Source organism: Micrococcus sp. NPDC078436 (assembly GCF_040702705.1).
GTDB lineage: Bacteria > Actinomycetota > Actinomycetes > Actinomycetales > Micrococcaceae > Micrococcus.
Genome location: NZ_JBFBLX010000012.1, coordinates 59,371 through 83,374, shown reverse-complemented (window position 1 = coordinate 83,374; position 24,004 = coordinate 59,371). Strand labels below are relative to the sequence as shown.

The window sequence follows — 24,004 nt, the reverse complement described above, 5'->3', positions numbered from 1 at the left end:
CATGAACCTCTTCTCCCAGGGGATCGACCCGATGATCGACTTCTCGGACATGGACCACATCCGCCGCACCGTGGAGTACTGCAACCAGCTCCCGGGTATGGCGGCCGCATACCCACACTTCGTGACACCTCGTTCGGGGGTGAGGGGGCGTCCCGGCTGTTCACCCGCGCGTCGCTGTCCCGTCCGGGCCGTGTGGTTGGGTGGGGCCATGACCAAGAAGCTCGTATGCCTGGATGTGGACGGAACGATCGTGGACCACGACGGGCACCTGCATGAGCCCGTGCGTGAGGCCGTCAAGGCCGTCGTCGCGGCGGGCCACCACGTCGTGATCGCCACGGGGCGCTCCCGCGGGGCCACGCTGCCGGTGGGGGAGTCCCTCGGGATCGACGCCGGCTACATGGTCTGCTCGAACGGCGGCGTCACCCTGCGCCTGGACCGCGGCCTGGAGGACGGCTACGAGGTGACGGACTGCCGCACGTTCGAGCCGCGCTCCGTGCTCACGCAGCTGCGCCGCCGCCTGCCCAGCGCGAAGTACGCCGTGGAGGTCCCGGACGGCCGGTTCCTCTCCACCGAGCGCTTCCAGGACGCCTCCTTCGGCGTGGACGCCACGGGCACCACGTTCGACGCGCTCATGGACGCCACCGCCGTGCGCCTCGTGGTGTTCTCCACGGACTCCTCGGCTGAGGAGTTCGGCCGCGCGGTGGAGGGCATCGGCCTCTCCGGCGTGACGTACTCCGTGGGTTGGACGGCGTGGCTGGACGTCGCCGCGGCGGGCGTCACGAAGGCCTCGGCGCTGGAGGGGCTGCGCACCGTGCTCCACGTGGGCATCGAGGACACCGTGGCGGTCGGGGACGGCCGCAACGACCTCGAGATGCTGCGCTGGGCCGGCCGCGGCGTGGCCATGGGCCAGGCCGTGCGCGAGGTCAAGGAGGCCGCGGACGAGGTGACCGGCGGGGTGGACGACCACGGCCTCGCGGACGTGCTGTGGTCGCTCGTCCCGGAGGCCGACCGCCCCGCGGGCGTGCGCGTGCAGGAGCCGGCGGCCGTCTGACGGCCCACCGGCGCTGAGCCTGATGCTCCCGCCGCTACCCGGCTGGCGCGGCGGCTGGAACGCAGGGGTCAGCCGTCAGCGGGGAGTCGGGCGCCGGTGGGCTGCAGGGGGAGGGCTGTCTCAGGCGGCATCGACGAGGCCCAGCAGCCGCGCGGCAGCCGGCCGGCAGGCGTGCTCCTCGTTCCAGAACGCGCGCTGCGTCGCCTGGGACACCGCCTGCACCGTGATCCCCAGTGCTTCGGCGGCGGGCCTCTGCTGGCCGCGCACGCCGGGGACGAGCAGGTCCAGCACGGCCCACTCCGCCTCGGTGCGCGTCCACACGAGCTGGCCCACCAGTTTGAGCACCGCCTCGGCCTCCGCCGCGGCCGTCTCGTCCCGGCCCCGCACGGCCAGCGGGATGCGCGCGGTGGAGAGGGCGGCCGCCTCCACGGCGCGGCGCGCGGCGGAGAGCGCCGGCCCGCCGGCGTCGTGGACGTCCCCGGACTCCGGCAGGCCCGGCGTCCCGTCCGCGTGCATCACGCCCCCGACGCCGACCCCCACGTTCCAGCGCCGCTCCCGCAGCGCGCGCAGCGCCACGTCCACGGCGAGGGCAGGGTCCTCGACCGCGCCGATCAGCTCGTCGCCCACGGAACGCTGGAAGGGCAGCGCCGCCGCCGCCTCGAGCCCGGGCACTGCGTCCAGGCTGCGCAGGAAGGCGTCCACGCGATCGCCGGCGTCGGGGGTGTCCCGCTGGTTGAGGGTGAGCACGAGCATGCGCTCGATTGTGCCAGCGCAGACGGCGGCCGCCCACCCGGATGGGTGAGCGGCCGCCGTCGTGCGTGGCGCGGGACGCGCCGGGGGTGGTCCGGGGGTCAGCGGCCCTGCGGCACGTCGGTCTCGGAGCCCTCCTCGGTGGCCGGCTCGGCCTCCTCGGTGTCCACGTCGCGGCCCTGCGGCTCGTCGGACGGGGAGTGCTCACCGGCGGCGGCGAAGCGCTCGATGGAGGCTTCGAGCTCCTTCTCGGCGTCCGCGCGGCCCTGCCAGCCCTCGGCCTTGACCCACTTGCCCGGCTCGAGGTCCTTGTAGCGGGTGAAGAAGTGCTCGATCTCCGCCTTGAGGGATTCCTCGACGTCCTCGAGCTCCACGATGTGGTCGAACCGCTTGTCTGCGGGGACGCACAGCAGCTTGGCGTCGCCGCCGCCGTCGTCGGTCATGTTGAACACGCCGACCGGGCGGGCCTCCACGATGCAGCCGGGCACCAGGTCGAAGCCCGGCAGGAACACGAGGGCGTCCAGCGGGTCGCCGTCCTCGCCGAGGGTGTTCTCGAAGTAGCCGTAGTGCGTGGGGTACTGCATCGAGGTGAACAGCACGCGATCCAGGCGCAGGCGGCCGGTCTCGTGGTCGAACTCGTACTTCACGCGGGAGCCCGCGGGGATCTCGATGGTGACGTCGTGCGCCATGGCTTCTCCTTCAGACAGGGGCGATTCCCGGACGGCGGGCGCGCCGCCCGGCGGAACTGTCGCCAGCCTACCGCCGCGCCCCGCCACTGCGACGGAGGGGCGCGTGAGGCAGGGCACTCGCGGCTGGGCGTGGGCGCTGATCGTCCTGGGGCTCCTGGCCGTGGCGACCGCACTGGCACTGCTCCTGGGAGGACGGGGCGGAGAGGTGGGCGAGGGGTCCGCCACGCCCGCCCCCGCGCCGCCGGCCACGTCCTCCGAAGCGGGCCCGGGCGGGCCCGCGACTCCCTCCTCCGCCGGCTCCCCTCGGATCACCAGCTCCGTGCGCCTCGGGGACGGCTGCCTCGCGGCGGAGCACGGCACGCAGGTGCGCGGCGTGGACGGCGCGTCCACGTGGACCGAGGTCGCGGACTGACGCCGGCACGCCGCGGCGGCTTTGCACCTGCAACCGCGGGTCCGTCATCATGGTCGGCATGGCTCTCACCGATCACGACCTCCGGGACAACCTCGACCAGCAGCGCGCGCTCTACGGGCAGCCGCTGGGCGAACGGTTCGGCGTCCTGCGCGAGGCGTACGGGGTCAGCCAGCGTTCCCTGGCCGGGGTCCTCGGCCTGTCCGCGCCGATGCTCTCCCAGCTCGGCTCCGGGCAGCGGATCAAGATCGGCAACCCCGCCGTCTACGCGCGCCTCGTCATGCTCGAGGAGCGCATGGGAGAGGGCGACCGCGCCGCCGTGCTGGAGGAGGTCCGCGCGTCGGACCCCGTGCTGACCACGCGCGTGCGTGCGGTCACCGGTGACGGTGCGGCGGCGACGTCGGACGCGCGCCTCGATGACGCCGCACCCGACGCCTTCGCCGCGGCCCATCACCACCGGGCGAGCGCGGCGCAGTGGGACGCGGTGCTCGAGGCCGCGCGCCGCAGCGGCGCGGACGAGCTCGTCGCCCTCTTCTCCGCGGCCCGGTCCGTCGCCGCGGGCGACGCCACCCCGGTGGCGTCGTGACCGACCGTCGCTCCGATCGCACGATCGTCGTCCTCTGCGTGCTGCTGGCGCTGGCCGTGGCCACCCTGCTCGGCATGCTGGCCCGGGACTTCCTGCTCCCGCGACTGGCCTCGGGGCCCGCCCCCTCGGCGGTCTGGTCCGCCCCCGCCCCGTCCCCCTCCCCGACGACGACGCCGTCCCCCTCCCCGACGCCGCGGGCCTCGACCTCGGCCCCGGGGGAGGTGCCCTCGGCCGCCGCGGTGGCGGACGCGGTCGAGCCGGGGCTGGCGGCGGCCCCGGGGGTGGCGTCCGCGGAGTTCCGTGACCTCGCCACGGGGCGGGTGCTGTTCTCCCGGCGCGCGGACGAGCCGGTCGCGCCGGCGTCGGCCATGAAGCTCCTGACGGCCGCAGCCGCCGTGGACGCGCTCGGCCCGGACACCGCTCTCACCACCCGCGTGGTCGCCCGTCCGGCGGCGGACGGCGGAGCCACGGAACTGGTGCTCGTGGGCGGCGGCGACGTCCTGCTCGGCACGGGGGCCTCGGACCCTTCGAGCGTGGCGGGCCGCGCCGGCCTGCGCACCCTCGCGGAGCGGACCCTGGCCGGGCTGGACGAGCGCGGCGTCACCGGCCGGGTGGTGGTGAGCACGGACCTGCGCCTGTTCGAGGACGAGGCCCCGCTCAACCCGGCGTGGTCCACGGGGATGGTGGAGAGCGGCAACATCGCCCCTGTCCAGCCGCTGGCCACCTACGGCGGGCGGGCCACGCCGGGGACCGGACAGGACCGGCTGGCGGACCCGGCCGCGTCCGCCGCCCGCACCTTCCAGGCCGAGCTCGCCGCCCTCGCGGAGGACGCGGCGGAGGCGGGCGAGGGCGGCGTCGAGGTGGACGTGCGGGAGGAGGTCCCCGCGACGCAGGCGCCCCGCGAGGAGGTGCGCGCGGCCGCGTCCGTGGCGGAGGTGACGTCCGCTCCCGTCCGCGCGCAGGTCGAGCACATGCTCATGCACTCGGAGAACCAGGTGGCCGAGGCCCTCGCGCACACCGCGGCCGCGGCGGCCGGGCTCCCCGCCACCCACGACGGCGCCGCCGCGCTCCTCGAGCGTCGGGTCGCGGCGCTGGGCGTGGACACGGCGGGCATGGACGTCGTGGACGCCTCCGGCCTCGCCGCCGCCAACCGGGTGAGCCCGGAGCAGCTCGTGGAGGTGGTGACGGGGCTCTCGGCGGAGCCGGCCCAGGACGGGGTGCTGGACGCGCTGCCGCGCCCCGGCGAGGACTCCACGCTGGGCGAGCGCTTCCCGTCCCCGCCCGCACGCGGCGCCGTGGCCGCCAAGACCGGCACCCTCGACCAGACGGTCTCCCTCACCGGCACCGTCACCACGACGTCGGGGCGGGTGCTCGCGTTCAGCGTGGTGTGCTCCGAGGTCGACTGGCAGATCGAGCCGGCGCGGGCGGCGATCGACGAGGCGGTGGCCGCGGTCGCCGCCCTGTGAGCGGGCACCGGACCCGGTCCCGTGTCCGGCGCCTGTGATGGGATGGGCCGCATGAGCGCAGACCAGCCCCGCATGTCCGGCGGCCCCACCGCCGGCCCGGCCGCACCCGCCGTGCACCCCGTGGACTGGGCGTTCGCCGCCCGCACGGCCGAGGCCCTCACCGTGGCCGGGCCGCGCACCTCCGCGCGGGAGGCGCGCGGGGAGGCCGAGGGCCTCCGTGCGGCCGCGGCGGCCTCCGTGCCGCACGTCCACCGGCTGACCGGACTCGAGGCGGCCCGGGACCTGCTCGACTCCCAGGTGCTCGTGGTGGACCGCCCCACGTGGTCCCGCGCGAACACGCAGTCCTTCGCGGCGCTTCTGGGCCCCACGTTCGCACACCTGCAGGCCACGCGCCCGGCTGAGTACGAGGCCGCCACCACGCCCGTCGCGACGCGCGCCACCGCCCTGGAGATGGGCGGCATCCTCGCGTGGCTCTCCGCCAAGGTGCTCGGCCAGTACGACCCGTTCAGCGCCCTCCCGGGGCCCGACGGCGTCCCCGCCGGCCCCGCGGGCGGCCGCCTGATGCTCGTGGCGCCGAACGTGGTGCAGGTGCGCCGCGAGATCCACGTGGACCCCGCCGACTTCCGGCTCTGGGTGTGCCTGCACGAGCAGACCCACCGGGTCCAGTTCGCCGCCGCCCCGTGGCTGCGCGGGCACCTGCGGTCGGAGATCACCGGGCTCACCGGCGGGCTGTTCGACAAGGCCGAGTCCCTGCCCGAGCGGCTGCGCTCCGCCCTGGCCGCCGCGAACCCCCTGGCGGGGTCCGTGCGGGGTCGGGGCGGCGGCGTCGCGAGCCACGCCGGCGGGGAGGCGGGCCCGGCTGTGACGTCGGGCCGGCCGAGCCTGGGCCTGCTCGGCGCGTTCCAGGACGAGGAGGACCGGGAGCGCCTGTCCCGCGTGACCGCCGTGATGTCCCTGCTCGAGGGCCACGCGAACGTCGTCATGGACGCCGTGGACTCCTCCGTCGTGTCCTCCGTCAAGACCATCCGCCGCCGCTTCGACGAGCGCGGGGACCGCCGCTCCGCGGTGGACCGGGCGATCCGCCGGATCCTGGGGATGGACGCCAAGATGGCCCAGTACCGGGACGGCCAGCGGTTCGTGGACGCCGTGGTCGGGGAGATCGGCATGGACGGGTTCAACGTGGTGTGGGACGCCCCGGAGCTGCTGCCGAGCGAGGCGGAGATCCACGCGCCCGAGACGTGGGTGGCGCGGATCCGCGCCGAGGCCTGACGGGTCCGCTCCGGTGACGCTCCCCGCCCTGGACGCGGTCACCCCGTGGCCGCGGCGCGCCCGCTGGCCGGGGGCCCTCCACCGCGCCGTGGCCGCGGTGCGGACGGTCCTCGGACCGGACGCCGAGGGCGGCGCGACCGGTGGGCGCGGGTCGTCTCGGGCGCGGGCCGAGGAGGGCGCGCAGGCCCCCCGGGCACTCGTGGCGCTGTCCGGCGGGGCGGACTCCCTGGCCCTCGCGGTGACCTGCGCCGTGCTGACGGCGACGCGCGCCGGGCGGCCGCTGGGTCCGGTGGGCGCCGTCGTGGTGGACCACGGGCTGCAGGACGGCAGCGCGGCGGTCGCGGCGGCCGCCGCGCAGGTCGCCCGCGGCCTCTGCCTGGACCCCGTCACCGTGACGCCCGTGCGGGTGGTCCCCGCGGGGGACGGCCCCGAGGCCGCGGCCCGCACCGCGCGTCGGGAGGCTCTGGCCCGCGCCGCCGAGGCCGCGTCCGCCGACGCCCTCGCCCTCGTGCTCACCGCGCACACCGCCGACGACCAGGCCGAGCAGGTGCTCCTCGGTCTCGCCCGAGGATCCGGCACCCGGTCGCTCGCGGGGATCCCGACGCGCGGGACCCTGCCCGGCGGCATCCCCGTGGCCCGGCCCCTGCTCGGCCTCACCCGGGCGGACACCGAGGCGATCTGCCGGTGGGCCGGGATCGCCTGGTTCGAGGACCCCCACAACCGGGCCCCGGCCCTGCTGCGCTCGCGGATCCGCACCCGCGTCCTGCCGGCCCTCGAGGACCCCGACGCCGGCCTCGGCCCCGGCGTGCGCGACGCCCTCACGCGCACCGCCGCCCTGGCCGCCGAGGACGCCGACGCCCTCGACGCGTGGGCCGGTCGGGAGTTCGCGGGCCTGCTCCTGGGGGACGCGCGTGCCGCTGCGGGTGCTCCGGACCCCGTGGCCGAGGCGGGGCGCCCCGTGGGGGAGGCGCCCGGCGTCGTGGTGGCGCTCGATCTGGACGGGCTGGCCGCCCTGCCGCCGGCGGTGCGCCGCCGGGTGATCGTCCGCGCCGCCCGCCGGGCGGGGGCGGAGGACCTCTCTCGGGAACGGGTGCTCGCCGTGGAGACCCTCGTCACGGGGGCCCGCCGGGGCGGCACGTCGGCCGGTCCCGTGGAGCTGGCCGGCGGCGTGCGTGCGGTCCGGGAGGGGCCCGGAGTGACGTGCGTCGCGGAGTCCTCCGGGCAGGCCGACGGTGGGGGCCCGTGTGCCAGACTGGTCCTCATCCCCCGACGCCCCGGCTGCTGACCGCGACCGGGCGCCGGCCCCACCCGCACGAGCACCCAGGAGCGGCACCCGCATGGACGCACAGGATGTCCGGAAAGACCTCACCCACGTCCTCATGAGCAAGGAGGAGGTCCAGGACACCATCACGGACCTCGCCGCGCAGATCGACCGCGACTACGAGTCCAAGGACCTCCTGATCGTGGCCGTGCTCAAGGGCGCCGTGATGGTGGTCGCCGACCTCACCCGGGCCCTGCACTCGCACGTCGAGATGGACTTCATGGCCGTGTCCTCCTACGGCTCCGGCACCAAGTCCTCCGGCGTGGTGCGGATCCTCAAGGACCTCGACGCGGACCTGACCGGCCGCCACGTGCTGATCGTGGAGGACATCATCGACTCGGGGCTGACCCTCTCCTGGCTCAAGGCGAACCTCGAGTCCCGCGGCCCGGAGTCGGTGGAGATCTGCGCGCTGCTGCGCAAGCCGGACGCGATGAAGGTGGAGATCGACGTGAAGTACGTCGGCCGCGACATCCCCAACGAGTTCGTGGTGGGCTACGGCCTCGACTACGCCGAGAAGTACCGCAACCTGGACTTCGTCGGCACGCTGGCCCCGCACGTCTACAGCTGACCCCTGCCGCCCGCGGGGGAGAGGGGGCTGTCCACCGGCGGCGAACTCCCCGCGGCCCGTCCCCGCGCCGCTCCGCCCGCCCGGTACCGTGGTGCAGTGACCCAAGGCCCGGGCCGCGCCTCCGTGCACCCGGCCCGCGTCCCGCCGGGACATGGCAGACCAGGAGACAGACGGACCGTGAAGAAGCTGTTCAACAAGCCCTACGTCTGGATCCTGCTCGGGCTCCTCGTGCTGGGGATGGCCATCCCGCTGGCCACGAGCCAGGGCGGCCGCGCGATGGTGGACACCAACGTGGGCATGTCCATGCTGAAGGACGACAGGGCCGTGGAGGCCCGCGTGGTCGACGGCGACCAGCGCGTGGACCTCTCCCTCCGTGAGCCCTACGAGCAGGACGGCCGGGACCTCGGCAAGGACGTCTACTTCCACTTCTCCGCGGCGCGCGCGGACGACGTCGTCGCGGCCGTGGACCAGTCCGCGCTGGACGGCTACACGGACGAGCCGGTGCGCAGCAACTGGCTCACCTCGCTGCTGGGCCTCATGGTCCCGTTCCTGCTGATCTCCCTGTTCTTCTGGTTCCTCCTCTCCCGCATGCAGGGCGGCGGCGGCAAGGTCATGCAGTTCGGCAAGTCCCGCGCGAAGCTCATCAACAAGGACAACCCGGACGTCCTGTTCAAGGACGTCGCCGGCGCGGACGAGGCCGTGGAGGAGCTCGAGGAGATCAAGGAGTTCCTCACGGTCCCGGACCGCTTCCACGCGGTGGGCGGCAAGATCCCCAAGGGCGTGCTGCTCTACGGCCCTCCCGGCACGGGCAAGACCCTGCTCGCCAAGGCCGTGGCCGGCGAGGCCGGGGTGCCCTTCTACTCGATCTCCGGCTCGGACTTCGTGGAGATGTTCGTGGGCGTGGGCGCCTCCCGCGTGCGCGACCTCTTCGAGCAGGCCAAGAACAACGCGCCGGCCATCATCTTCGTGGACGAGATCGACGCCGTCGGCCGGCACCGCGGCGCGGGCATCGGCGGCGGCAACGACGAGCGCGAGCAGACCCTGAACCAGATGCTCGTGGAGATGGACGGCTTCGACGCCTCCACCAACGTGATCATGATCGCGGCCACCAACCGCCCGGACGTCCTGGACCCGGCGCTGCTGCGCCCCGGCCGCTTCGACCGGCAGATCCCCGTGGAGGCCCCTGACCTGGAGGGCCGCGCGAAGATCCTCGAGGTCCACGCGCAGGGCAAGCCGATCGCCATGGACGTGGACCTGCGCTCCCTGGCCAAGCGCACCCCGGGCTACACGGGAGCGGACCTGGCGAACGTCATCAACGAGGCGGCGCTGCTCACGGCCCGCTCGAACAACAACGTGATCGACGACAAGGCCCTGGACGAGGCCGTGGACCGCGTGATGGCGGGCCCGCAGAAGCGCACGCGCCTCATGAACGAGCACGAGCGCAAGGTCACGGCCTACCACGAGGGCGGCCACGCGCTCGTGGCGGCGGGCCTGCGCAACTCCGCCCCCGTCACCAAGATCACGATCCTGCCGCGCGGCCGCGCCCTGGGCTACACGATGGTGGTGCCGGAGAGCGACAAGTACTCGGTCACCCGCAACGAGCTGCTCGACCAGCTGGCCTACGCGATGGGCGGCCGCGTGGCCGAGGAGGTCGTCTTCAAGGACCCCTCCACCGGCGCGGCCAACGACATCCAGAAGGCCACCGAGACGGCGCGCAAGATGGTCACCGAGTACGGCATGAGCTCCCGCGTGGGCGCCGTGAAGCTCGGCACGGGGGACTCCGAGCCGTTCGTGGGCGGGGGCTCCGGCAGCTCGTCCCGCGAGTACTCCGACGAGCTGGCCTCCCTCGTGGACGCCGAGGTCCGCGCCCTCCTCGACGGTGCGCACGCCGACGCCCACTGGGTGCTCACCGAGAACCGTGACATCCTCGACCGGCTCGCCTACGAGCTCCTCGAGCGGGAGACCCTCAACCAGGAGGAGATCGCCGAGATCTTCGCGGACGTGCGCAAGCGTCCGGAGCGGGAGCTCTGGCTCGCGGCCGACGAGCGCCTCCCCCACGACGTGCCGCCGGTCCTCTCCCCGGTCGAGCGCCGCTCGCGCCGCGACGCGGAGGAGCAGGCGCCCGTCGGCACCTCGGACAGCACGGTGCCGGTCGCTCCCGAGGGCGCGCCGCCGTCGTCGCTGGGCGGAGACGCCCCCGGCGGCACGCCGCCGGCCACCGGCCCGGGCAACGCGCCCGGCCCCGGGAAGGGGCCGACGTGGTGAACCCGGACCTGCTCCTGCACGACGACGGCCCGATGGGCGAGGACGACGCGTTCCCGGGCGTGCCCGGCACGTTCGATCCGCGCTCGACCGCCGTGGACCGGCCGCGCATCGAGCGGGCCGTCCGGGAGATCCTCGAGGCGATCGGCGAGGACCCGGACCGCGAGGGGCTGCAGGACACCCCGAAGCGCGTGGCCAAGGCGTACGCGGAGTTCTTCGCGGGCCTGCACCAGAGCCCCGAGCAGGTGCTGGGCACCACGTTCGACATCGCGCACGAGGAGCTCGTGCTGGTGAAGGACATCCCCTTCTACTCCACGTGCGAGCACCACCTGGTCCCCTTCCACGGCGTGGCGCACATCGGCTACATCCCCTCCGCCGAAGGGCGGGTGACGGGGCTGTCCAAGCTCGCCCGGCTCGTGGAGCTCTACGCCCGCCGACCGCAGGTGCAGGAGCGGCTCACCACGCAGGTGGTGGAGGCCCTCATGGAGCACCTGGCGCCGAAGGGTGCGATCGTGGTGGTCGAGGCCGAGCACCTGTGCATGTCCATGCGCGGGGTGCGCAAGCCCGGCGCCAGGACCGTGACGTCCGCCGTGCGCGGGCAGCTGCGGGACCCGTCCACGCGGGCCGAGGCCATGAGCCTCATCATGCACGGCTGAGCGACGTCGGGCGCACCCGCGGGCGCCGCCCCCGAACGAGGAGGACACAGTGAGCACGCGTGAGGCCAACCGGGCCCTGCTGGGCGCCCTGCCCGCGGACCGCACCCTGGTGATGGGCATCCTGAACGTCACCCCGGACTCGTTCTCCGACGGCGGCGCCCACGATGCCGTCGGCCCCGCCCTCGCCCACGCGCGGCGGATGCTCGCCGAGGGGGCGGACATCATCGACGTCGGCGGCGAGTCCACGCGCCCGGGCGCGGAGGCCGTGCCCCCGCAGCAGGAGCAGGAGCGGATCCTCCCGGTCGTCGAGGCGCTGCTGGCCGACGGGGCCGTGGTCTCCGTGGACACGATGCACACGGCCACCGCGCGGGCCGCCCTCGAGCTGGGCCCCGTGATCGTCAACGACGTCTCCGGCCTCGTCCACGAGCCGGACATGCCCGAGCTCATCGCCGAGACGGGCGCGCCGTACGTGCTCATGCACAACCGCGGCAAGCCCCAGGCCATGGACGGACTGGCGGAGTACGCGGACACCGTGCCGGACGTGGTGTGCGAGCTGCGCGCCGTGGCGGAGCGCTTCATGGCGGCGGGCGTGGAGCGCGAGCAGCTGATCCTGGACCCGGGGCTCGGCTTCGCGAAGGCCGGCGAGCAGAACTGGGAGCTGCTGCGCGGCCTCGAGTGGCTGCAGGCGATGGGCCACCCCGTGCTGGTGGCCGCCTCCCGCAAGCGCTTCCTGGGCTCGCTCCTGGAGGACGCGGACGGCGCGGCCCCGGAGCCGACCGAGCGGGACGCCGCCACCGCCGCGGTCAGCGCGCTCTCCGCCTTCCACGGCGTGTGGGCCGTCCGCGTGCACGACGTCCCCTCCAGCGCGGCCGCGGTGCGCGCCGCCGCGGCGTGGCGCGGTGCCTCGTGGCTCGGGAGGTCCCTCTCGGCCGAGGTGCCGGCGTGAGCGCGGCCGGGCACGGCACCGCCCCGGACCGCATCTGCCTGACCGGCCTCACGGCCGCGGGCCGGCACGGCGTGTTCGAGCACGAGCGCCGGGACGGGCAGCCGTTCGTCACGGACGTGGTGCTCCACCTCGACGCCGGCCCTGCCGCCGCCACGGACGACCTCGCCCGCACCGCCCACTACGGCGAGGTCGCCGACACCGTGGTCCGGCTCGTGACGGGCGAGCCGGTGGACCTGATCGAGACGCTGGCCGTGCGGATCGCGGCCGCCGTCCTCGCGGAGCAGCCCGTGGTGGAGGCGGTGGAGGTCACCGTGCACAAGCCGCAGGCCCCCATCCAGCACGACTTCGCCGACGCGGCCGTCACGGTGCTCCGCCGGAGGGAGGAGGGGAGATGAGCCCCGCGTCCCACCCCGCCGAGGGGCCCGCCCCGACGCCGGAGCTGGCCGCCCGCCCGGACGAGCCGGTGACGGCCGTGCTCGCGCTCGGGGCCAACCTCGGGGACGTCCGGGAGACCCTCGACCACGCCGTCGCCGTCATCACCGTCACCCCCGACGTCCATGACGTGAAGGCGTCCCCCCGCGCCGTCACGGCCCCCGTGGGCGGCCCGCCCGAACAGCCGGACTACCTCAACCAGGTGCTCCGGATCCGCACGAGCCTCTCCCCGTGGGAGCTCCTCGGCCTGGCGCACCGGCTCGAACAGGACCACCACCGCCGCCGTTCGGAGCGCTGGGGCGCCCGCACCCTCGACGTCGACCTCATCGCCTACGGCGAGCTGCGCAGCGACCACCCGGACCTCACCCTCCCGCACCCGCGGGCCGCGCAGCGGGCCTTCGTGCTCCTGCCGTGGCTGTGGCTCGATCCCGCGGCCGAGCTCGCGGGCGAGCCCGTCGCGCAGCTCGCCGAGCGCGCCGCCGACGCCGGGGGCGTCCGCCGTGCGGCGCCCCGCCGCGCCCGCCTTCTCGGCGGGCCGGGGCAGGCCGGGAGGGACGCGACGTGACCTCCCTGCGCTCGGCGTGGACCGCCGTCGTGCTGCTGGCTGCGGGCGTGCTCGGCTGGCTCGCCGCCCTGGCCGCGCCCTCGATGGGCCTGCCCGCTCCGGCCGTGGGACGCACCGGCCTCATCACGGCGGCGGCCGTCTGCGTCCTCGTCCTCGCGCTGGCGTGGCGCGTGCGGCGGGACCGCGAGAAGCCCGTGGCCGAGCGCATGGACCCGCTGGCCGCGGCGCGCACGCTGGTCCTGGGCCAGGCCGTCGGCTTCACGGGCGCGGCGCTGGCCGGCTGGCACGCCGGCGTCGCGGGGCAGGTGGCCTCCCACACGGGCACCCGGGCCCCCACCGTGGTGGATGCCGCCCTGCTGACCGTGGGCGGACTGGTGATGCTCGTGGCGGGCCTCGTGGTGGAGGTCTGGTGCAGGATCCCCCCTGAGGAGGATGGCGGCGGCGGCGCGGGCGGGCAGGATGGACTCCCGGGAGGCGGCCGACGGGGCCGCCCCGAGACCGATGGAGGGTATGCACGTGGCCGGGATTGACCAGGACGGCGTGGTCTTCACGCCCGTCTCGCCGAAGCTGACCACCGTGAAGCTGACCGCCTCCACGATCGGACACCTGATCGGGCTGGCGGTCCTCGGCGTGCCGCTCCTCCTCCAGCGTCTCGGCGTGTGGCCCGACTTCTGGACCTGGGCCGCGTGGGGCCTCCCCGCGCTCGTGCTCGTCTCCTGGGTGACGGACCTGGTCCTCATCCCACGCCGAGTGCGGGCCATGGGCTGGGCAGAGCGCGAGGACGACCTGCTGTGGCGCGAGGGCGTGCTGTTCCGCACCCTCAATGCCGTGCCGTACGGACGACTGCAGTACGTGGACACCTCCGACGGCCCGCTCCTGCGCCGCCACGGCCTGCAGACCCTCACGCTCAAGACCGCCGCCTCCGGGCCCGACGTCGAGCTCCAAGGCATCCCCGCCGCCACGTGCGACGAGCTGCGCGAGGTCCTCATGGCCCGCGGCCAGGCCCGGCTGGCGGGGCTGTGAGCGCCGCCGCTCCCCAGCCACCCCGCACCGACGACGACGGCTGGGCCCGCGTCCACCCCGCCTCGCCCTGGGTGAAGGGCTGGACGGGGCTGCTCGTGATGGTCTTCGTCATCGGCCGGGACCTCGTGGAGGACGCCGTGGCCGGGGCGCTCGGCCAGTCCCACACCGCCTCCGGCGACCCCGTGGACCCGCGCTCGCTCCTGATCGGCGGGGCGATCGCCGCGGGCGTCTTCACGCTGGTCTGCCTCGCGTTCTACTTCTCCTGGCGGTTCACGCGCTTCCGCCTCGGCACCGAGGAGATCGAGCTGCGCCAGGGCTGGATCTTCCGCTCCCGGCGCCAGATGAAGTACGACCGCGTCCAGGCCGTCGACCTCCAGCACCCGTTCCCGGCCCGCCTCCTGGGCCTCGCCACCGTGAAGGTGGAGGCAGCCGACGGCGGCGAGTCGGCTCTGGAGCTCGCCTACCTCCGGCGCACGCAGGCCGAACAGGTGCGCCGCGAGATCCTGGACCGCGCCTCTGGGGCGGTGACCGGAGACGTCCCGCCGTCGGCCTCGGCCGCGGACCTGCACCGCGCCGCCGACGAGGGCGAGCTCATGCTCACCGTGCCCCCCGGCCGGCTGGTCGGCTCGGTGCTGCTCTCCGGGTCGGTGGCCGGCGTCGCCGTGGCGTTCGCGCTGTGGGCGGCCGCCGTGTCCGTGGCGGCGCGCCTGGTGCCCTCCTCGTGGCTGGACGGCGAGGAGATGGCGGTGCTCGGCCTGATCGGGGCCCCGGCCCTGCCCCTCGGCTTCGCGCTGCTGGGCGGGCTGTGGTCCGGGCTGAACTCCGGCTGGGGGTTCACGGTGCGCCGCTCCCCGGATGGGCTGCGCCTGCGCCACGGCCTCACCGAGACCACCTCCCAGACCATCCCGCCGGGGCGCGTGCAGGGCGTGACCGTCGCCCAGCCGCTGTTCTGGCGGCCGTTCGGGTGGTATCGCGTGAAGGTGTCCGTGGCCGGCTACGGCGGGGGCTCCGGGGGCGAGCGAAGCACGGCCCTGCCGGTGGGCCGCTGGGAGGATGTGCTCCGGGTGCTCACCGTGGCGGCTCCGGATCCCGGGCTCGACGGCGACCCCCGCGCCGAGGCCGGCCTCACCCCCGCCGGCCTCATGCACCTGGGCCTGCACGGCTCCGGGACCGAGGGCGGCTTTCGGCACATCCCGCGGCGCGCCCGCTGGTGGTTCAACCTGCGGTCCTGGCACCGCACCGGCTGCACCACCACGCGCACGCTGCTCGTGGTGCGGCGCGGGCGGTGGAACCGCTCGTTCCAGACCCTGCAGCACGAGCGCATGCAGACCGCGTCGCTGAACCAGGGGCCGGTGCAGCGGCGTCTGCGGATCGCCACCGTCACGGTGGGCATGGCCGGCGCCACAGCCACCGTTCCGGACCTCGACGAGGCGGAGGCCCTCGAGCTGTTCGCCCTCGAGTCGGGGCACGCCGCCCGGTCGCGCCGCCTGGCCGACCGCAACCGGTGGATGGCCCCCGAGGAGCTCGACCGCTTCGAGCAGCGCACGCGCGAGGTGGCGAGCACCGACGTCGGGCGGCGCGAGCTGGCGGTGGCGGGCGTCGCCGTCGCCCCCCGAGAGGAGAGCGCATGACCGGCGGACTGGACACGAGCCTGGACCCGCGGGAGCGGCCCGGGCGGCTCGGCGTCGGGGTGATCGGCGCGGGGAGGGTGGGCGCCGTGCTGGGCGCGGCCCTGCGGAACGCGGGGCACACCGTCACGGGCGTGCACGCCGTCTCCGAGGCCTCCCGGATCCGGGCCGAGGCGCTGCTGCCGGACGTGCCCGTGCTGGAGGTCCCGGAGATCCTGCGGCGCTCCGAGATGGTGCTGTTCGCGGTGCCGGACGACGTCCTGGGGGAGCTCGTGGCCGGGCTCGTGGCCGCCGGGCACGTGCAGGCCGGCCACCTGCTGGTGCACACCTCGGGCCGCTACGGCGTGGGCGTGATGGGCCCCGTGCGCGCGGCCGGGGCCATCCCGCTGGCCATCCACCCGGCCATGACCTTCACAGGGCTGAGCCTGGACCTCGCCCGACTGCGGGACTGCGTGTTCGGCGTGACCGCGGATCCCGTCGTGTTGCCCGTGGCGCAGGCGCTCGCGGTGGAGATGGGCGGCGAGCCCGTGGTGATCAAGGAGGCGGACCGCGCGGTCTACCACGCGGCGCTGAGCCACGGCTCGAACCACCTCGTCACCGTCACGGCCCAGGCCGCGCAGCTGCTGCGGCAGATCGGGATGGCGGACACCGAGCGGCTGCTGCGCCCGCTCCTGAGCGCCTCGCTCGAGAACGCCCTGGCCGACGGCGACGACGCCCTGACCGGCCCGGTGGCCCGCGGCGACGTCGAGACCGTGCGCGCCCATCGCGACACCCTGCGCGAGCTGGTGGCCGAGGGCATGCCCGCCGACGTGCTGGACACGTGGGAGGCGCTCGCGGCCGCGACCGCTCGGCGCGCCGCCGCCCGCGGGGCCCTGCGCGACGAAGCGGCGGCCCGCGTCCTGGACGTCCTCGCCGAGCCCGACGACGCCTGAGGAGCCCAGCACGTCCACCCCGTCCCGGCGCCGCGCCGACCGGAGGCCGAAGGCGTCCGCTGAAGACGTCCACCACGGTGGTACAGCAGCGGTCACTCCTGCGTGGACGCGGCATGACGCTTGACAACGGCGAGGCTCGACGAGACTCGACGAGGTCGCCCGCACGCTGCCACGGGCGCATGCGCCTCTGGGTGGTGCTGGAGGTCCTGGACTTCTCCGATGTCTCCCGCCTCTTCGACGGCATGCGAGCGGCGGACCGATGGAGCGTGGCGACGCAGAGGGGCCTTCACGTGGAGCTGGCGACGATGGCCTCGTCACAGGCGAAGAAGGCCACGGAGAACCACCCGTTGGCGCGATGGCCACGATGCCGGGCATGGACTCGTTGCCCGCCGTCGAGAGGGGGCTCCGGGAAGGAGGGGACAGGCCGGGCGCCGTCCTCGGTCAGCCTCAGCCGCCCAGCCGGACCGCCGCCTCGAGGGAGTCCACGACCCGCGGCCCGTAGGAGCCGCCGAAGAGGATCGCGTGCACCAGCAGCGGCACCGCCTGGTACGGCGCCACGCGATCGCGCCAGCCCTCGGCCAGGGGGAACGACTCCTCGTACGCGGCGAACGCCTCCTCGCCGAAGCCGCCGAAGAGCTGCATCATCGCCAGCTCCACCTCGCGGTGGCCGCGGTGCGCGCTCGGGTCGATCAGCCAGGAGCGGCCCTCGTGGTCCAGCAGCCGGTTGCCCGCCCACAGGTCCCCGTGCAGCAGCGACGACGGCTCGGCAGGCCCCAGCACCGCCGCGCCCGGGTGGTCCACGGGTGAGTCCGTCCCGAAACCGTCCGTGAGCTCGGCGAGCCGCTCCGCCGTCGCCAGGGCCGCGGTCGGCACGACGCCGCGCCGCTCCGCCTCGCGGGCCAGCGGCACGATCCGCCGAGCGACCCAGGACTCGGCCCACGTGCCGGTGGGCGTGTAGTCCACGGGAGCCTCGCCGAGATAGCCGATCGGGACGCCGTCGTGGGAGCCGAAGGAGTCGGCCTCACCGGCGGGACGGCGCGACCCGGCGTGCAGGGCGGCCAGCTCGCGGCCGAAGGCCTCCTCGGTCTGCGGGGAGGGGCGGCCGCCGGTCCTCACGCGCCCGATCCGCAGGCTGCCGTCGTCCACGTTGAGCACCTTGGGGACCCGGGCGCCGGCCGCCCCGAGCGCGCGCAGCCCGGCGGCCTCCCGCTCGAAGAAGCGCTCGGGCGCTCCGGCGCGGTGCTTGCGGAAGAACGTCTCCTCGGCCTGGTGCTGGACCATGTCAGACCTGCCCGTCCCGGATCGCGGCGACGACGCCGTCGGCCGCGTCCTCGATCTGGCGGTACATCTCCTCGAACTGCCCGCGCGGGCGGCCCCACGGGTCCGGGACCTCGACCACGCCGGCCGTGTCCACGTCCGAGGCGAACTCGCTGAGCAGGCGGACCTTCGCCCGCTGGGCGTCCGTGGTGGCCAGGCGCCGCGCGTCCTCCAGGTTCATGCGGTCCATCACGAGGACGAGATCCGCCCCCTCGAGGTCCTGCGCGCTGAACTGGGCGCCGACGGTGGGGAAGTCGTAGCCGAGCTCCTCGCCGACCTCCCGGGTGAGCTCGTGGGGCTGTTCGCCCACGTGGTCGTCGGCGGTGCCGGCGGAGGCGACCTCGACGTCGTCGAGACCGGCCTCCGCGATCCGGCGCCGCAGCACGGCCTCGGCGGCGGGGGAGCGGCTGATGTTGCCCAGGCAGACCGTCATGATGCGCATGAGGCCAGTGTCCCAAAGGGCGAGGCGGGGGGCCATGCCCGAGCGGGCGGCGCCGTCGTCGCCCGAACGCCTGGCACGATGGATCCCATGACCGAGCAGCCCGATCTGTCCCCCCTGACCGAGACCGAGCAGGAGTGGGTCAGTGCCCGCCGCGACTTCGCCGCGCAGGAGGGCGTGGACCATCTGGACCTGGACGCCGTGAGCGCCTACTACGACCGTCTCGTGGCCCGGGCCGGCGCCGCGGACGTGGACCCGGACGAGCTGGGAGTGCACCTCGACGTCGTCGTGGTGCTGCTGGGGGAGCACCTCGGCGCCCGCCACGGCATGCAGTGGGTGACCCTGAAGGACGACGAGGGCTCCGAGCTCGGCCTGCGCGACCACCTCTCCGACGCCGTGATCTTCCCGCACTCCGTGGTCGGCGAGAGCTGGAACCACGGCGCCACGGGCTGGATGGGCGAGTACGTCGACTGGCTCGGCACGCAGCTGCAGGAGATCCGCGCGAAGGCCCGCGCCGAGGACTGAGGCGGGGCGCCCGGTGAAGGCTGAGGGGGACGCTCAGGTCGCCACCCGGCCACCGGGCCGCCCGGCCACCGGGCCGCCACCGGACCGCCGCCGCGGCTGACCCCTGCGTTCGTGCCGCGACGGACGGGATGCAGCGGCCCGAACGTCGGCACTCTCCTTCGCGGAGGCAGGCGCACACGCCGCTTCCCCAAGGCGTAGCGGCGTGTGCGCCTGCCTCCCGGGGAGGGGCCCGTGTTGCCCCGGTCACACCAGCCCGGATAGAACGGACGGCATGACCTCGCCCGACACATCGTCCCCGGCCGCCTCCCCCACGACCTCGGCCGCCCCCACGCCCGCTTCAGCCCCCACCCCCTTCCACGACCTCTCCGCGTTCGTCGCGCTGCCCCGCGTCTCCGGCCTCACCCTGAGCCCGGACGGCACGCGCCTCGTCACCACCGTCGCCACCCTCAACGGCAAGGGCACCGGCTACGCCACCGCACTGTGGGAGCTCGACCCCGCAGGCGAGCGCCCCGCCCACCGCCTCACCCGCTCCCGGGAGGGCGAGTCCGGCGCCGCGTTCGCCGCGGACGGCACCCTCTACTTCACCTCCACGCGCCCGGACCCCTCCGTCGACGACGCCGACAAGGCCGCCGCGCTCTGGGCCCTCCCTGCCCGCGGCGGCGAGGCCCGCGTCGTGCTCAACCGCCCGGGCGGCGTCTCCGCCGTCACGTGCGCCGCGCACGCCGACCGCGTCGTCGTCACCGCGGAGCGCCTGAGCGGCGCGAGCACCGAGGCCGAGCACGCCCGCCTCGTGCAGGCCCGCAAGGACGCCGGCGTCGACGCGATCCTCCACGCCGGCTACCCCGTGCGCTTCTGGGACCACGACCTCGGCCCCGCCCGCCCCGAGCTCTTCCTCCTCGAGGACGGCCCGGACCCGCAGGGCGTCCCGGAGTCGGACGCCAGCGACGACGGCGCCGCCCCCGCCGACGACGCCGCGCACCACCTGCGCCACCTCACCGGCGTCGACCGCTCCCATGCCTTCGGCCTCGGCGCCGAGGTGGCCCCGGACGGCTCGTTCCTCCTCACCGTCGTGGCCACGGCTGAGGCGCGCGGCAACGTCCGCGAGGGCAGGGTCGTGCGGATTGAGCTCCCCACCGGCGAACACCGCGTCCTGCACGACGTCCCCGGGGAGGACGCCCACGTCGGGCCCGTCAGCCACGACGGCACCCGCGCGATCCTGACCCGCACCCCGGACTCCACGCCGGACTCGGCCGTGGCGCCCCAGCTCTTCCTCCTGGACACGGCCACCGGCGAGACCACCCCGCTCGCCCACGACTGGGATCGCTGGGCCGACGTCGTCGCGTGGCTGCCGGACGACTCCGCCGTCATCGCGCTCGCGGACTCCGACGGCCGCCGCCCGGTCTTCCGCATCGACGTCGCCACCGGCGAGGTCACCCAGGTGACCCACGCGGACGAGGCGTGGTCCGACGTCGTGCTCTCCCCGGACGGGACCACGGCGTACGGCGTGCGCTCCTCCTACCTCTTTCCGCCTGAGGTGGCGCGCCTGGACCTCGTCACGGGCGAGGCCGAGCGCCTGCGGAACCCCGCGGAGCGCCCGGAGATCCCGGGCCGCCTCGAGGACGTCGAGGCCACCGCCGACGACGGCGCGCGCGTGCGCGGCTGGCTCGCCCTGCCCGAGGGTGCGGCCCCCGACGGCGGCCACCCGCTGCTGCTGTGGATCCACGGCGGCCCGCTCGGCTCGTGGAACGCGTGGAGCTGGCGCTGGACGCCGTGGATCGCGGTGGCCCAGGGCTACGCGGTGCTCATGCCGGACCCCGCGCTCTCCACGGGCTACGGCCAGGAGTTCGTCCAGCGCGGCTGGGGCCGCTGGGGTGCCGAGCCGTTCACGGATCTCATGGCCATCACGGACGCCGTCGAGGCGCGCGCGGACATCGACGCGACCCGCACCGCCGCGATGGGCGGCTCCTTCGGCGGCTACATGACCAACTGGGTCGCCGGGCACACGGACCGCTTCCGGGCGATCGTCACCCACGCGTCGCTGTGGGCGCTGGACGGCTTCGGCCCGACGACGGACGCCGCCTTCTACTGGGCGCGCGAGATGAGTCCGGAGATGCAGGAGGCGAACTCGCCGCATCGGTTCGTGGGGGACATCGTCACGCCGATGCTCGTGATCCACGGGGACAAGGACTACCGCGTGCCGATCGGGGAGGGGCTGCGCCTGTGGTCCGAGCTGCTCGCGAAGTCCGGGCTGCCCGCGGCGGAGGACGGCTCCACCGTTCACCGCTTCCTCTACTTCCCGCAGGAGAACCACTGGATCCTCGCGCCGCAGCACGCGAAGGTCTGGTACGAGGTGGTGCTCGGCTTCCTCGCGCAGCACGTGCGCGGCGAGGACGCGCCGGCGGTGCCCGATGTGCTGGGGCTGGGGCGGCCGACGGCGGGCTGACCCTGCTCAGCCGGAGGCCGGGCCGGCGTCCCGGATTCGTCACGCTGGGCGGCCGGTGGCCGGGCCGGCGTCACGCGGGCAGGGGGAATGGGAGGGTCCGCTCCCTCCGCGCAGAAGGAGGAACCCCATGACCTCCCGGATCCCCTCCTCCCCGCCCGGCCCCCTGTGCCGCTCGCGGAGGCAGGCACACACGCCGCTTCCCCATGTCGTAGCGGCGTGTATGCCTGCCTCCTGATGAGGGGCCCGCGTTGCCCCGGTCACACCTGGCCGGATGGAACGGGCGGCATGACCTCGCCCGCGGCGCCGTGGCCCTCGCGGCCGCCGTGGCCGTGAGCGCCCCGCTGGCCGCCCCGCCCGTTGCCGCTCCCTCCTCCCAGGCCCCGGCTCACGCCGCTCACGCCCAGATGGCCGAGAAGGAGGAGCACCCGGGCCAGGGCAAGGGCCACGGCATCCGCCGCGGGCGCTGACTCCCTTCAGGCCAGGGGGCGGCGCGCGGCAGACGCGGCGTGCCGCCCCTCGCCGTCAGCGGAGGATGATTCCGCGTCGGGGAGCCCTTCCCGCTTCCTTCGGGACCCCCTAGGCTGACCGCAAGTCGTCGCATCCGCGTCAATGGGCGGGCGCGACGTGAGCAGAACAAAGGAAGGGAAGTCATGGCGAACAAGAACAACACGTCTCACAACGCCCAGAACGGCGCCCACGCGCCGCAGGGCGAGGACTCGGCCGCCAAGCGCAGGGCCGAGGAGACCGCCGCCGAGGCCAAGGGCCAGGCGAAGAACGTCGCGCGGGACGCCAAGGGCGCCGCGCAGGACCTGGCGCAGACCGCTCAGCATGAGGCCGGCGAGGTCAAGGACGCCGCCGTGCAGCAGGTCAAGTCCCTCGCGGGCACCGTGCAGGAGCAGGTGACCGGCCAGGTCGGCACCCAGCACGAGCGCCTCGCCACCCAGGCCCGCTCCGTCACGGACGACCTGCACCGCGTCCTCTCGGGCCAGCAGCCCGAGTCGGACATGGTCCGCCAGGCCGTCACCGCCGTCGCCGACCGCGCCGAGTCCCTGACCCAGCGCCTCGAGACCTCCCAGCCCCAGGACCTCCTGCGGGACGTGCGCGGCTTCGCCGCCCGCAAGCCCGGCACCTTCCTCGCCGTCGCCCTGGGCCTCGGCGTGGTGGCCGGCCGCCTGACCCGCGGCATGCGCGACGCCGAGCAGCCCGAGCTGACCTCGGGCCGCGACGACCGTGCCCCCCAGCACCGTCGCGAGATGGAGCCCACGGGCGTGCAGGGCGATGTCGCCCCCCACCACATCTCCTCCAGCATCCCGGCCCACACCGGCGACGACGCCCCCCGCGACTCCGACCTGCCCCGCGGCACCATGCCCGTGCCGCAGGTCGACCCGGTGACCGGGATGCCCGTCTCCGCCACGGATCCGTTCGACCAGACCCTTCCCGGGGGCCGCGCATGAGCACGGCCCACGAGACGCACGGACCCGCTCCCGCGGCCGGCAGCACCACCACGGGACACATCGCCGGGGCCCACACCCCCGCGCCGACGCAGGCGGAGGCCCGCGCCGAGCACGAGTCGCTCGGCGAGATGTTCACCTCGTTCTCCGCGAAGCTCTCCACGCTGGTGAGCCAGGAGATCGCGCTCGCCAAGGCCGAGGCCACCGACTCGGCCAAGAAGGCGGGCAAGGGCGCCGGAATGCTGGCGGGCGCTGCCGTCGCCGGCTTCTTCGTGCTGATGTTCCTCTCGATGGCCCTGATGTACGGGCTCGGCGCGCTCATGCCCCTCGGCTGGGCGGCGCTGATCGTGGCCGTCCTGTGGGGCATCGCCGCCGCTGTGCTGGCCTCCATGGGCAAGAAGCACCTCGACAAGATCAAGGGTCTTCCCCAGACCCAGCAGACGCTTCAGGAGATCCCCGAGACCCTGAACCCCGCGAAGGAGACGCGATGACCACGAGCAACAACCCCGATGAGATCCGCGCCGAGATCGAGCGCACCCGCTACGAGCTGGGCCAGGACGTCGACGCGCTGGCCGAGAAGGTCAGCCCCACCAAGGCCGTGAGCCGCCAGACCGAGCGCGTGAAGCACGGAGTGAAGGACGGCCTGCAGTCCGTCAAGGAGAACATCATGGGCACGCCCGACCACCACACCTCCCCGTCTGCCACGGACCGAGCCCGCTACGCGGCCGCGGACGCGCGCAGCACCGCCCATGATGTGGCCGACCAGGCTCGTGGCACTGCCCACGACGTGGCGGATCAGGCCCGTGACTGGGCAGACGACGCCCAGCACGCCGTCCGCCAGGCTCCGGCCCAGGTGCGCGGCCGCACCGCCGGCAACCCCCTCGCCGCCGGCCTGATCGCCTTCGGCGCCGGCATGCTGGTCAGCGCGCTCATCCCGGCCTCCGAGGTCGAGCAGCGCGCCGCCGAGCGCGTGAAGGACCAGGCCGCCCCGCTGGTGGACCAGGCCAAGCACGTCGCGCAGGAGATGGGCGAGGACCTCAAGCCCCTGGCCCAGGACGCCGCGCAGTCCGTCAAGGATGCCGCCGCCGACGCCGCCGACCACGTGAAGGCCGAGGGCGCCGACAAGGCCCAGGGCCTGAAGGCGGAGTCCGCCGACGCTGCCCAGCAGGTCAAGGGGACCGCCAAGAACGCCTGAGTCGCGTTCCACACCACCCCGCGCAGAGGCCTCCGCCGACCACATGTCGGCGGGGGCCTCTGCGCGTCCGCGCCGGGCGGG

At 75.0% G+C, this 24,004-nt stretch carries 26 protein-coding genes; 22 read left to right on the top strand and 4 right to left on the bottom strand.

The genetic code is table 11. The features are described 5' to 3' along the window. Nucleotides 1-208 precede the first annotated feature (208 nt). Nucleotides 209-1,051, top strand: coding sequence for an HAD family hydrolase (locus AB0302_RS08195; protein ID WP_319075691.1), 843 nt, complete (start codon nucleotides 209-211; stop codon nucleotides 1,049-1,051). 120 nt (nucleotides 1,052-1,171) lie between these two features. Here the strand turns inward: AB0302_RS08195 and AB0302_RS08190 are convergent, their stop codons facing one another. Beyond that, a complete protein-coding gene (locus AB0302_RS08190; protein WP_248118405.1) occupies nucleotides 1,172-1,804 on the bottom strand; it encodes a hypothetical protein in 633 nt (210 codons plus the stop codon). A 98-nt stretch (nucleotides 1,805-1,902) separates the two neighbouring features. After that, nucleotides 1,903-2,490, bottom strand: a complete 588-nt coding sequence (locus AB0302_RS08185; RefSeq protein WP_366371242.1) for an inorganic diphosphatase — start codon at nucleotides 2,488-2,490, stop codon at nucleotides 1,903-1,905. 103 nt (nucleotides 2,491-2,593) lie between these two features. Here AB0302_RS08185 and AB0302_RS08180 point away from each other — a divergent pair, with 103 nt between their 5' ends. The 15 genes from AB0302_RS08180 (at nucleotide 2,594) to AB0302_RS08110 (ending at nucleotide 16,553) form a co-directional block, all read left to right on the top strand. Next, nucleotides 2,594-2,902 carry a hypothetical protein gene (locus AB0302_RS08180; RefSeq protein WP_366371240.1) on the top strand — a complete coding sequence of 103 codons (309 nt, stop codon included), beginning with the start codon at nucleotides 2,594-2,596 and terminating at the stop codon, nucleotides 2,900-2,902. A gap of 58 nt (nucleotides 2,903-2,960) precedes the next feature. Continuing rightward, a complete protein-coding gene (locus AB0302_RS08175) occupies nucleotides 2,961-3,485 on the top strand; it encodes a helix-turn-helix domain-containing protein (protein ID WP_319075698.1) in 525 nt (174 codons plus the stop codon). Then, the gene (gene dacB / locus AB0302_RS08170) at nucleotides 3,482-4,951 is read left to right on the top strand and encodes a D-alanyl-D-alanine carboxypeptidase/D-alanyl-D-alanine-endopeptidase (RefSeq protein ID WP_366371238.1); all 1,470 of its coding nucleotides are present in this window, start codon (nucleotides 3,482-3,484) and stop codon (nucleotides 4,949-4,951) included. The genes AB0302_RS08175 and dacB overlap by 4 nt, the downstream gene beginning before the upstream one ends. A gap of 72 nt (nucleotides 4,952-5,023) precedes the next feature. Next, nucleotides 5,024-6,220 (top strand): zinc-dependent metalloprotease, encoded by a 1,197-nt coding sequence (locus AB0302_RS08165; RefSeq protein WP_319075810.1) that lies wholly within the window; start codon nucleotides 5,024-5,026, stop codon nucleotides 6,218-6,220. Between the two features lie 13 nt (nucleotides 6,221-6,233). Continuing rightward, a complete protein-coding gene (gene tilS / locus AB0302_RS08160) occupies nucleotides 6,234-7,505 on the top strand; it encodes a tRNA lysidine(34) synthetase TilS (protein WP_366371236.1) in 1,272 nt (423 codons plus the stop codon). Nucleotides 7,506-7,557: 52 nt separating this feature from the next. Beyond that, nucleotides 7,558-8,109, top strand: coding sequence for a hypoxanthine phosphoribosyltransferase (gene hpt / locus AB0302_RS08155; protein WP_298710738.1), 552 nt, complete (start codon nucleotides 7,558-7,560; stop codon nucleotides 8,107-8,109). A gap of 177 nt (nucleotides 8,110-8,286) precedes the next feature. Then, complete coding sequence (gene ftsH / locus AB0302_RS08150) at nucleotides 8,287-10,374, top strand: ATP-dependent zinc metalloprotease FtsH (RefSeq protein WP_366371233.1); 2,088 nt, start codon at nucleotides 8,287-8,289, stop codon at nucleotides 10,372-10,374. Nucleotides 10,375-10,406: 32 nt separating this feature from the next. Beyond that, nucleotides 10,407-11,027 (top strand): GTP cyclohydrolase I FolE, encoded by a 621-nt coding sequence (gene folE / locus AB0302_RS08145; protein ID WP_366371249.1) that lies wholly within the window; start codon nucleotides 10,407-10,409, stop codon nucleotides 11,025-11,027. 49 nt (nucleotides 11,028-11,076) lie between these two features. Next, nucleotides 11,077-11,973 (top strand): dihydropteroate synthase, encoded by an 897-nt coding sequence (gene folP, locus AB0302_RS08140; protein ID WP_366371231.1) that lies wholly within the window; start codon nucleotides 11,077-11,079, stop codon nucleotides 11,971-11,973. After that, complete coding sequence (folB, locus tag AB0302_RS08135; protein ID WP_366371229.1) at nucleotides 11,970-12,368, top strand: dihydroneopterin aldolase; 399 nt, start codon at nucleotides 11,970-11,972, stop codon at nucleotides 12,366-12,368. The genes folP and folB overlap by 4 nt, the downstream gene beginning before the upstream one ends. Next, nucleotides 12,365-12,970 carry a 2-amino-4-hydroxy-6-hydroxymethyldihydropteridine diphosphokinase gene (gene folK / locus AB0302_RS08130; protein ID WP_366371227.1) on the top strand — a complete coding sequence of 202 codons (606 nt, stop codon included), beginning with the start codon at nucleotides 12,365-12,367 and terminating at the stop codon, nucleotides 12,968-12,970. The genes folB and folK overlap by 4 nt, the downstream gene beginning before the upstream one ends. Next, entirely contained in the window at nucleotides 12,967-13,500 is a 534-nt protein-coding gene (locus AB0302_RS08125; protein ID WP_366371225.1) for a DUF3180 domain-containing protein, read from the top strand. The genes folK and AB0302_RS08125 overlap by 4 nt, the downstream gene beginning before the upstream one ends. Further along, nucleotides 13,481-13,993 (top strand): PH domain-containing protein, encoded by a 513-nt coding sequence (locus AB0302_RS08120; RefSeq protein WP_366371223.1) that lies wholly within the window; start codon nucleotides 13,481-13,483, stop codon nucleotides 13,991-13,993. The genes AB0302_RS08125 and AB0302_RS08120 overlap by 20 nt, the downstream gene beginning before the upstream one ends. Further along, the gene (locus tag AB0302_RS08115) at nucleotides 13,990-15,624 is read left to right on the top strand and encodes a PH domain-containing protein (RefSeq protein WP_366371221.1); all 1,635 of its coding nucleotides are present in this window, start codon (nucleotides 13,990-13,992) and stop codon (nucleotides 15,622-15,624) included. The genes AB0302_RS08120 and AB0302_RS08115 overlap by 4 nt, the downstream gene beginning before the upstream one ends. Then, the gene (locus AB0302_RS08110; RefSeq protein WP_366371220.1) at nucleotides 15,621-16,553 is read left to right on the top strand and encodes a DUF2520 domain-containing protein; all 933 of its coding nucleotides are present in this window, start codon (nucleotides 15,621-15,623) and stop codon (nucleotides 16,551-16,553) included. Before AB0302_RS08115 ends, AB0302_RS08110 begins: the two co-directional genes overlap by 4 nt. A 447-nt stretch (nucleotides 16,554-17,000) precedes the next feature. Here the strand turns inward: AB0302_RS08110 and AB0302_RS08105 are convergent, their stop codons facing one another. Both AB0302_RS08105 and AB0302_RS08100 read right to left on the bottom strand, forming a co-directional pair. Then, nucleotides 17,001-17,834, bottom strand: a complete 834-nt coding sequence (locus tag AB0302_RS08105) for a fructosamine kinase family protein (RefSeq protein ID WP_366371219.1) — start codon at nucleotides 17,832-17,834, stop codon at nucleotides 17,001-17,003. A gap of 1 nt (nucleotide 17,835) precedes the next feature. Then, nucleotides 17,836-18,312 carry a low molecular weight protein-tyrosine-phosphatase gene (locus AB0302_RS08100; RefSeq protein WP_366371218.1) on the bottom strand — a complete coding sequence of 159 codons (477 nt, stop codon included), beginning with the start codon at nucleotides 18,310-18,312 and terminating at the stop codon, nucleotides 17,836-17,838. 87 nt (nucleotides 18,313-18,399) lie between these two features. Between AB0302_RS08100 and AB0302_RS08095 the strand changes: the two genes are divergently transcribed. The 6 genes from AB0302_RS08095 (at nucleotide 18,400) to AB0302_RS08070 (ending at nucleotide 23,923) form a co-directional block, all read left to right on the top strand. Next, nucleotides 18,400-18,834, top strand: a complete 435-nt coding sequence (locus AB0302_RS08095; protein ID WP_319075722.1) for a DUF3806 domain-containing protein — start codon at nucleotides 18,400-18,402, stop codon at nucleotides 18,832-18,834. Between the two features lie 271 nt (nucleotides 18,835-19,105). Next, nucleotides 19,106-21,277 (top strand): prolyl oligopeptidase family serine peptidase, encoded by a 2,172-nt coding sequence (locus tag AB0302_RS08090; protein ID WP_366371216.1) that lies wholly within the window; start codon nucleotides 19,106-19,108, stop codon nucleotides 21,275-21,277. Nucleotides 21,278-21,525: 248 nt separating this feature from the next. Next, the gene (locus tag AB0302_RS08085; protein ID WP_366371214.1) at nucleotides 21,526-21,744 is read left to right on the top strand and encodes a hypothetical protein; all 219 of its coding nucleotides are present in this window, start codon (nucleotides 21,526-21,528) and stop codon (nucleotides 21,742-21,744) included. A 183-nt stretch (nucleotides 21,745-21,927) separates the two neighbouring features. Continuing rightward, nucleotides 21,928-22,731, top strand: a complete 804-nt coding sequence (locus tag AB0302_RS08080) for a hypothetical protein (RefSeq protein WP_366371212.1) — start codon at nucleotides 21,928-21,930, stop codon at nucleotides 22,729-22,731. Further along, a complete protein-coding gene (locus AB0302_RS08075) occupies nucleotides 22,728-23,219 on the top strand; it encodes a phage holin family protein (protein WP_298710696.1) in 492 nt (163 codons plus the stop codon). Before AB0302_RS08080 ends, AB0302_RS08075 begins: the two co-directional genes overlap by 4 nt. Further along, nucleotides 23,216-23,923 (top strand): DUF3618 domain-containing protein, encoded by a 708-nt coding sequence (locus AB0302_RS08070; RefSeq protein WP_248118561.1) that lies wholly within the window; start codon nucleotides 23,216-23,218, stop codon nucleotides 23,921-23,923. Before AB0302_RS08075 ends, AB0302_RS08070 begins: the two co-directional genes overlap by 4 nt. Nucleotides 23,924-24,004: the final 81 nt, after the last annotated feature.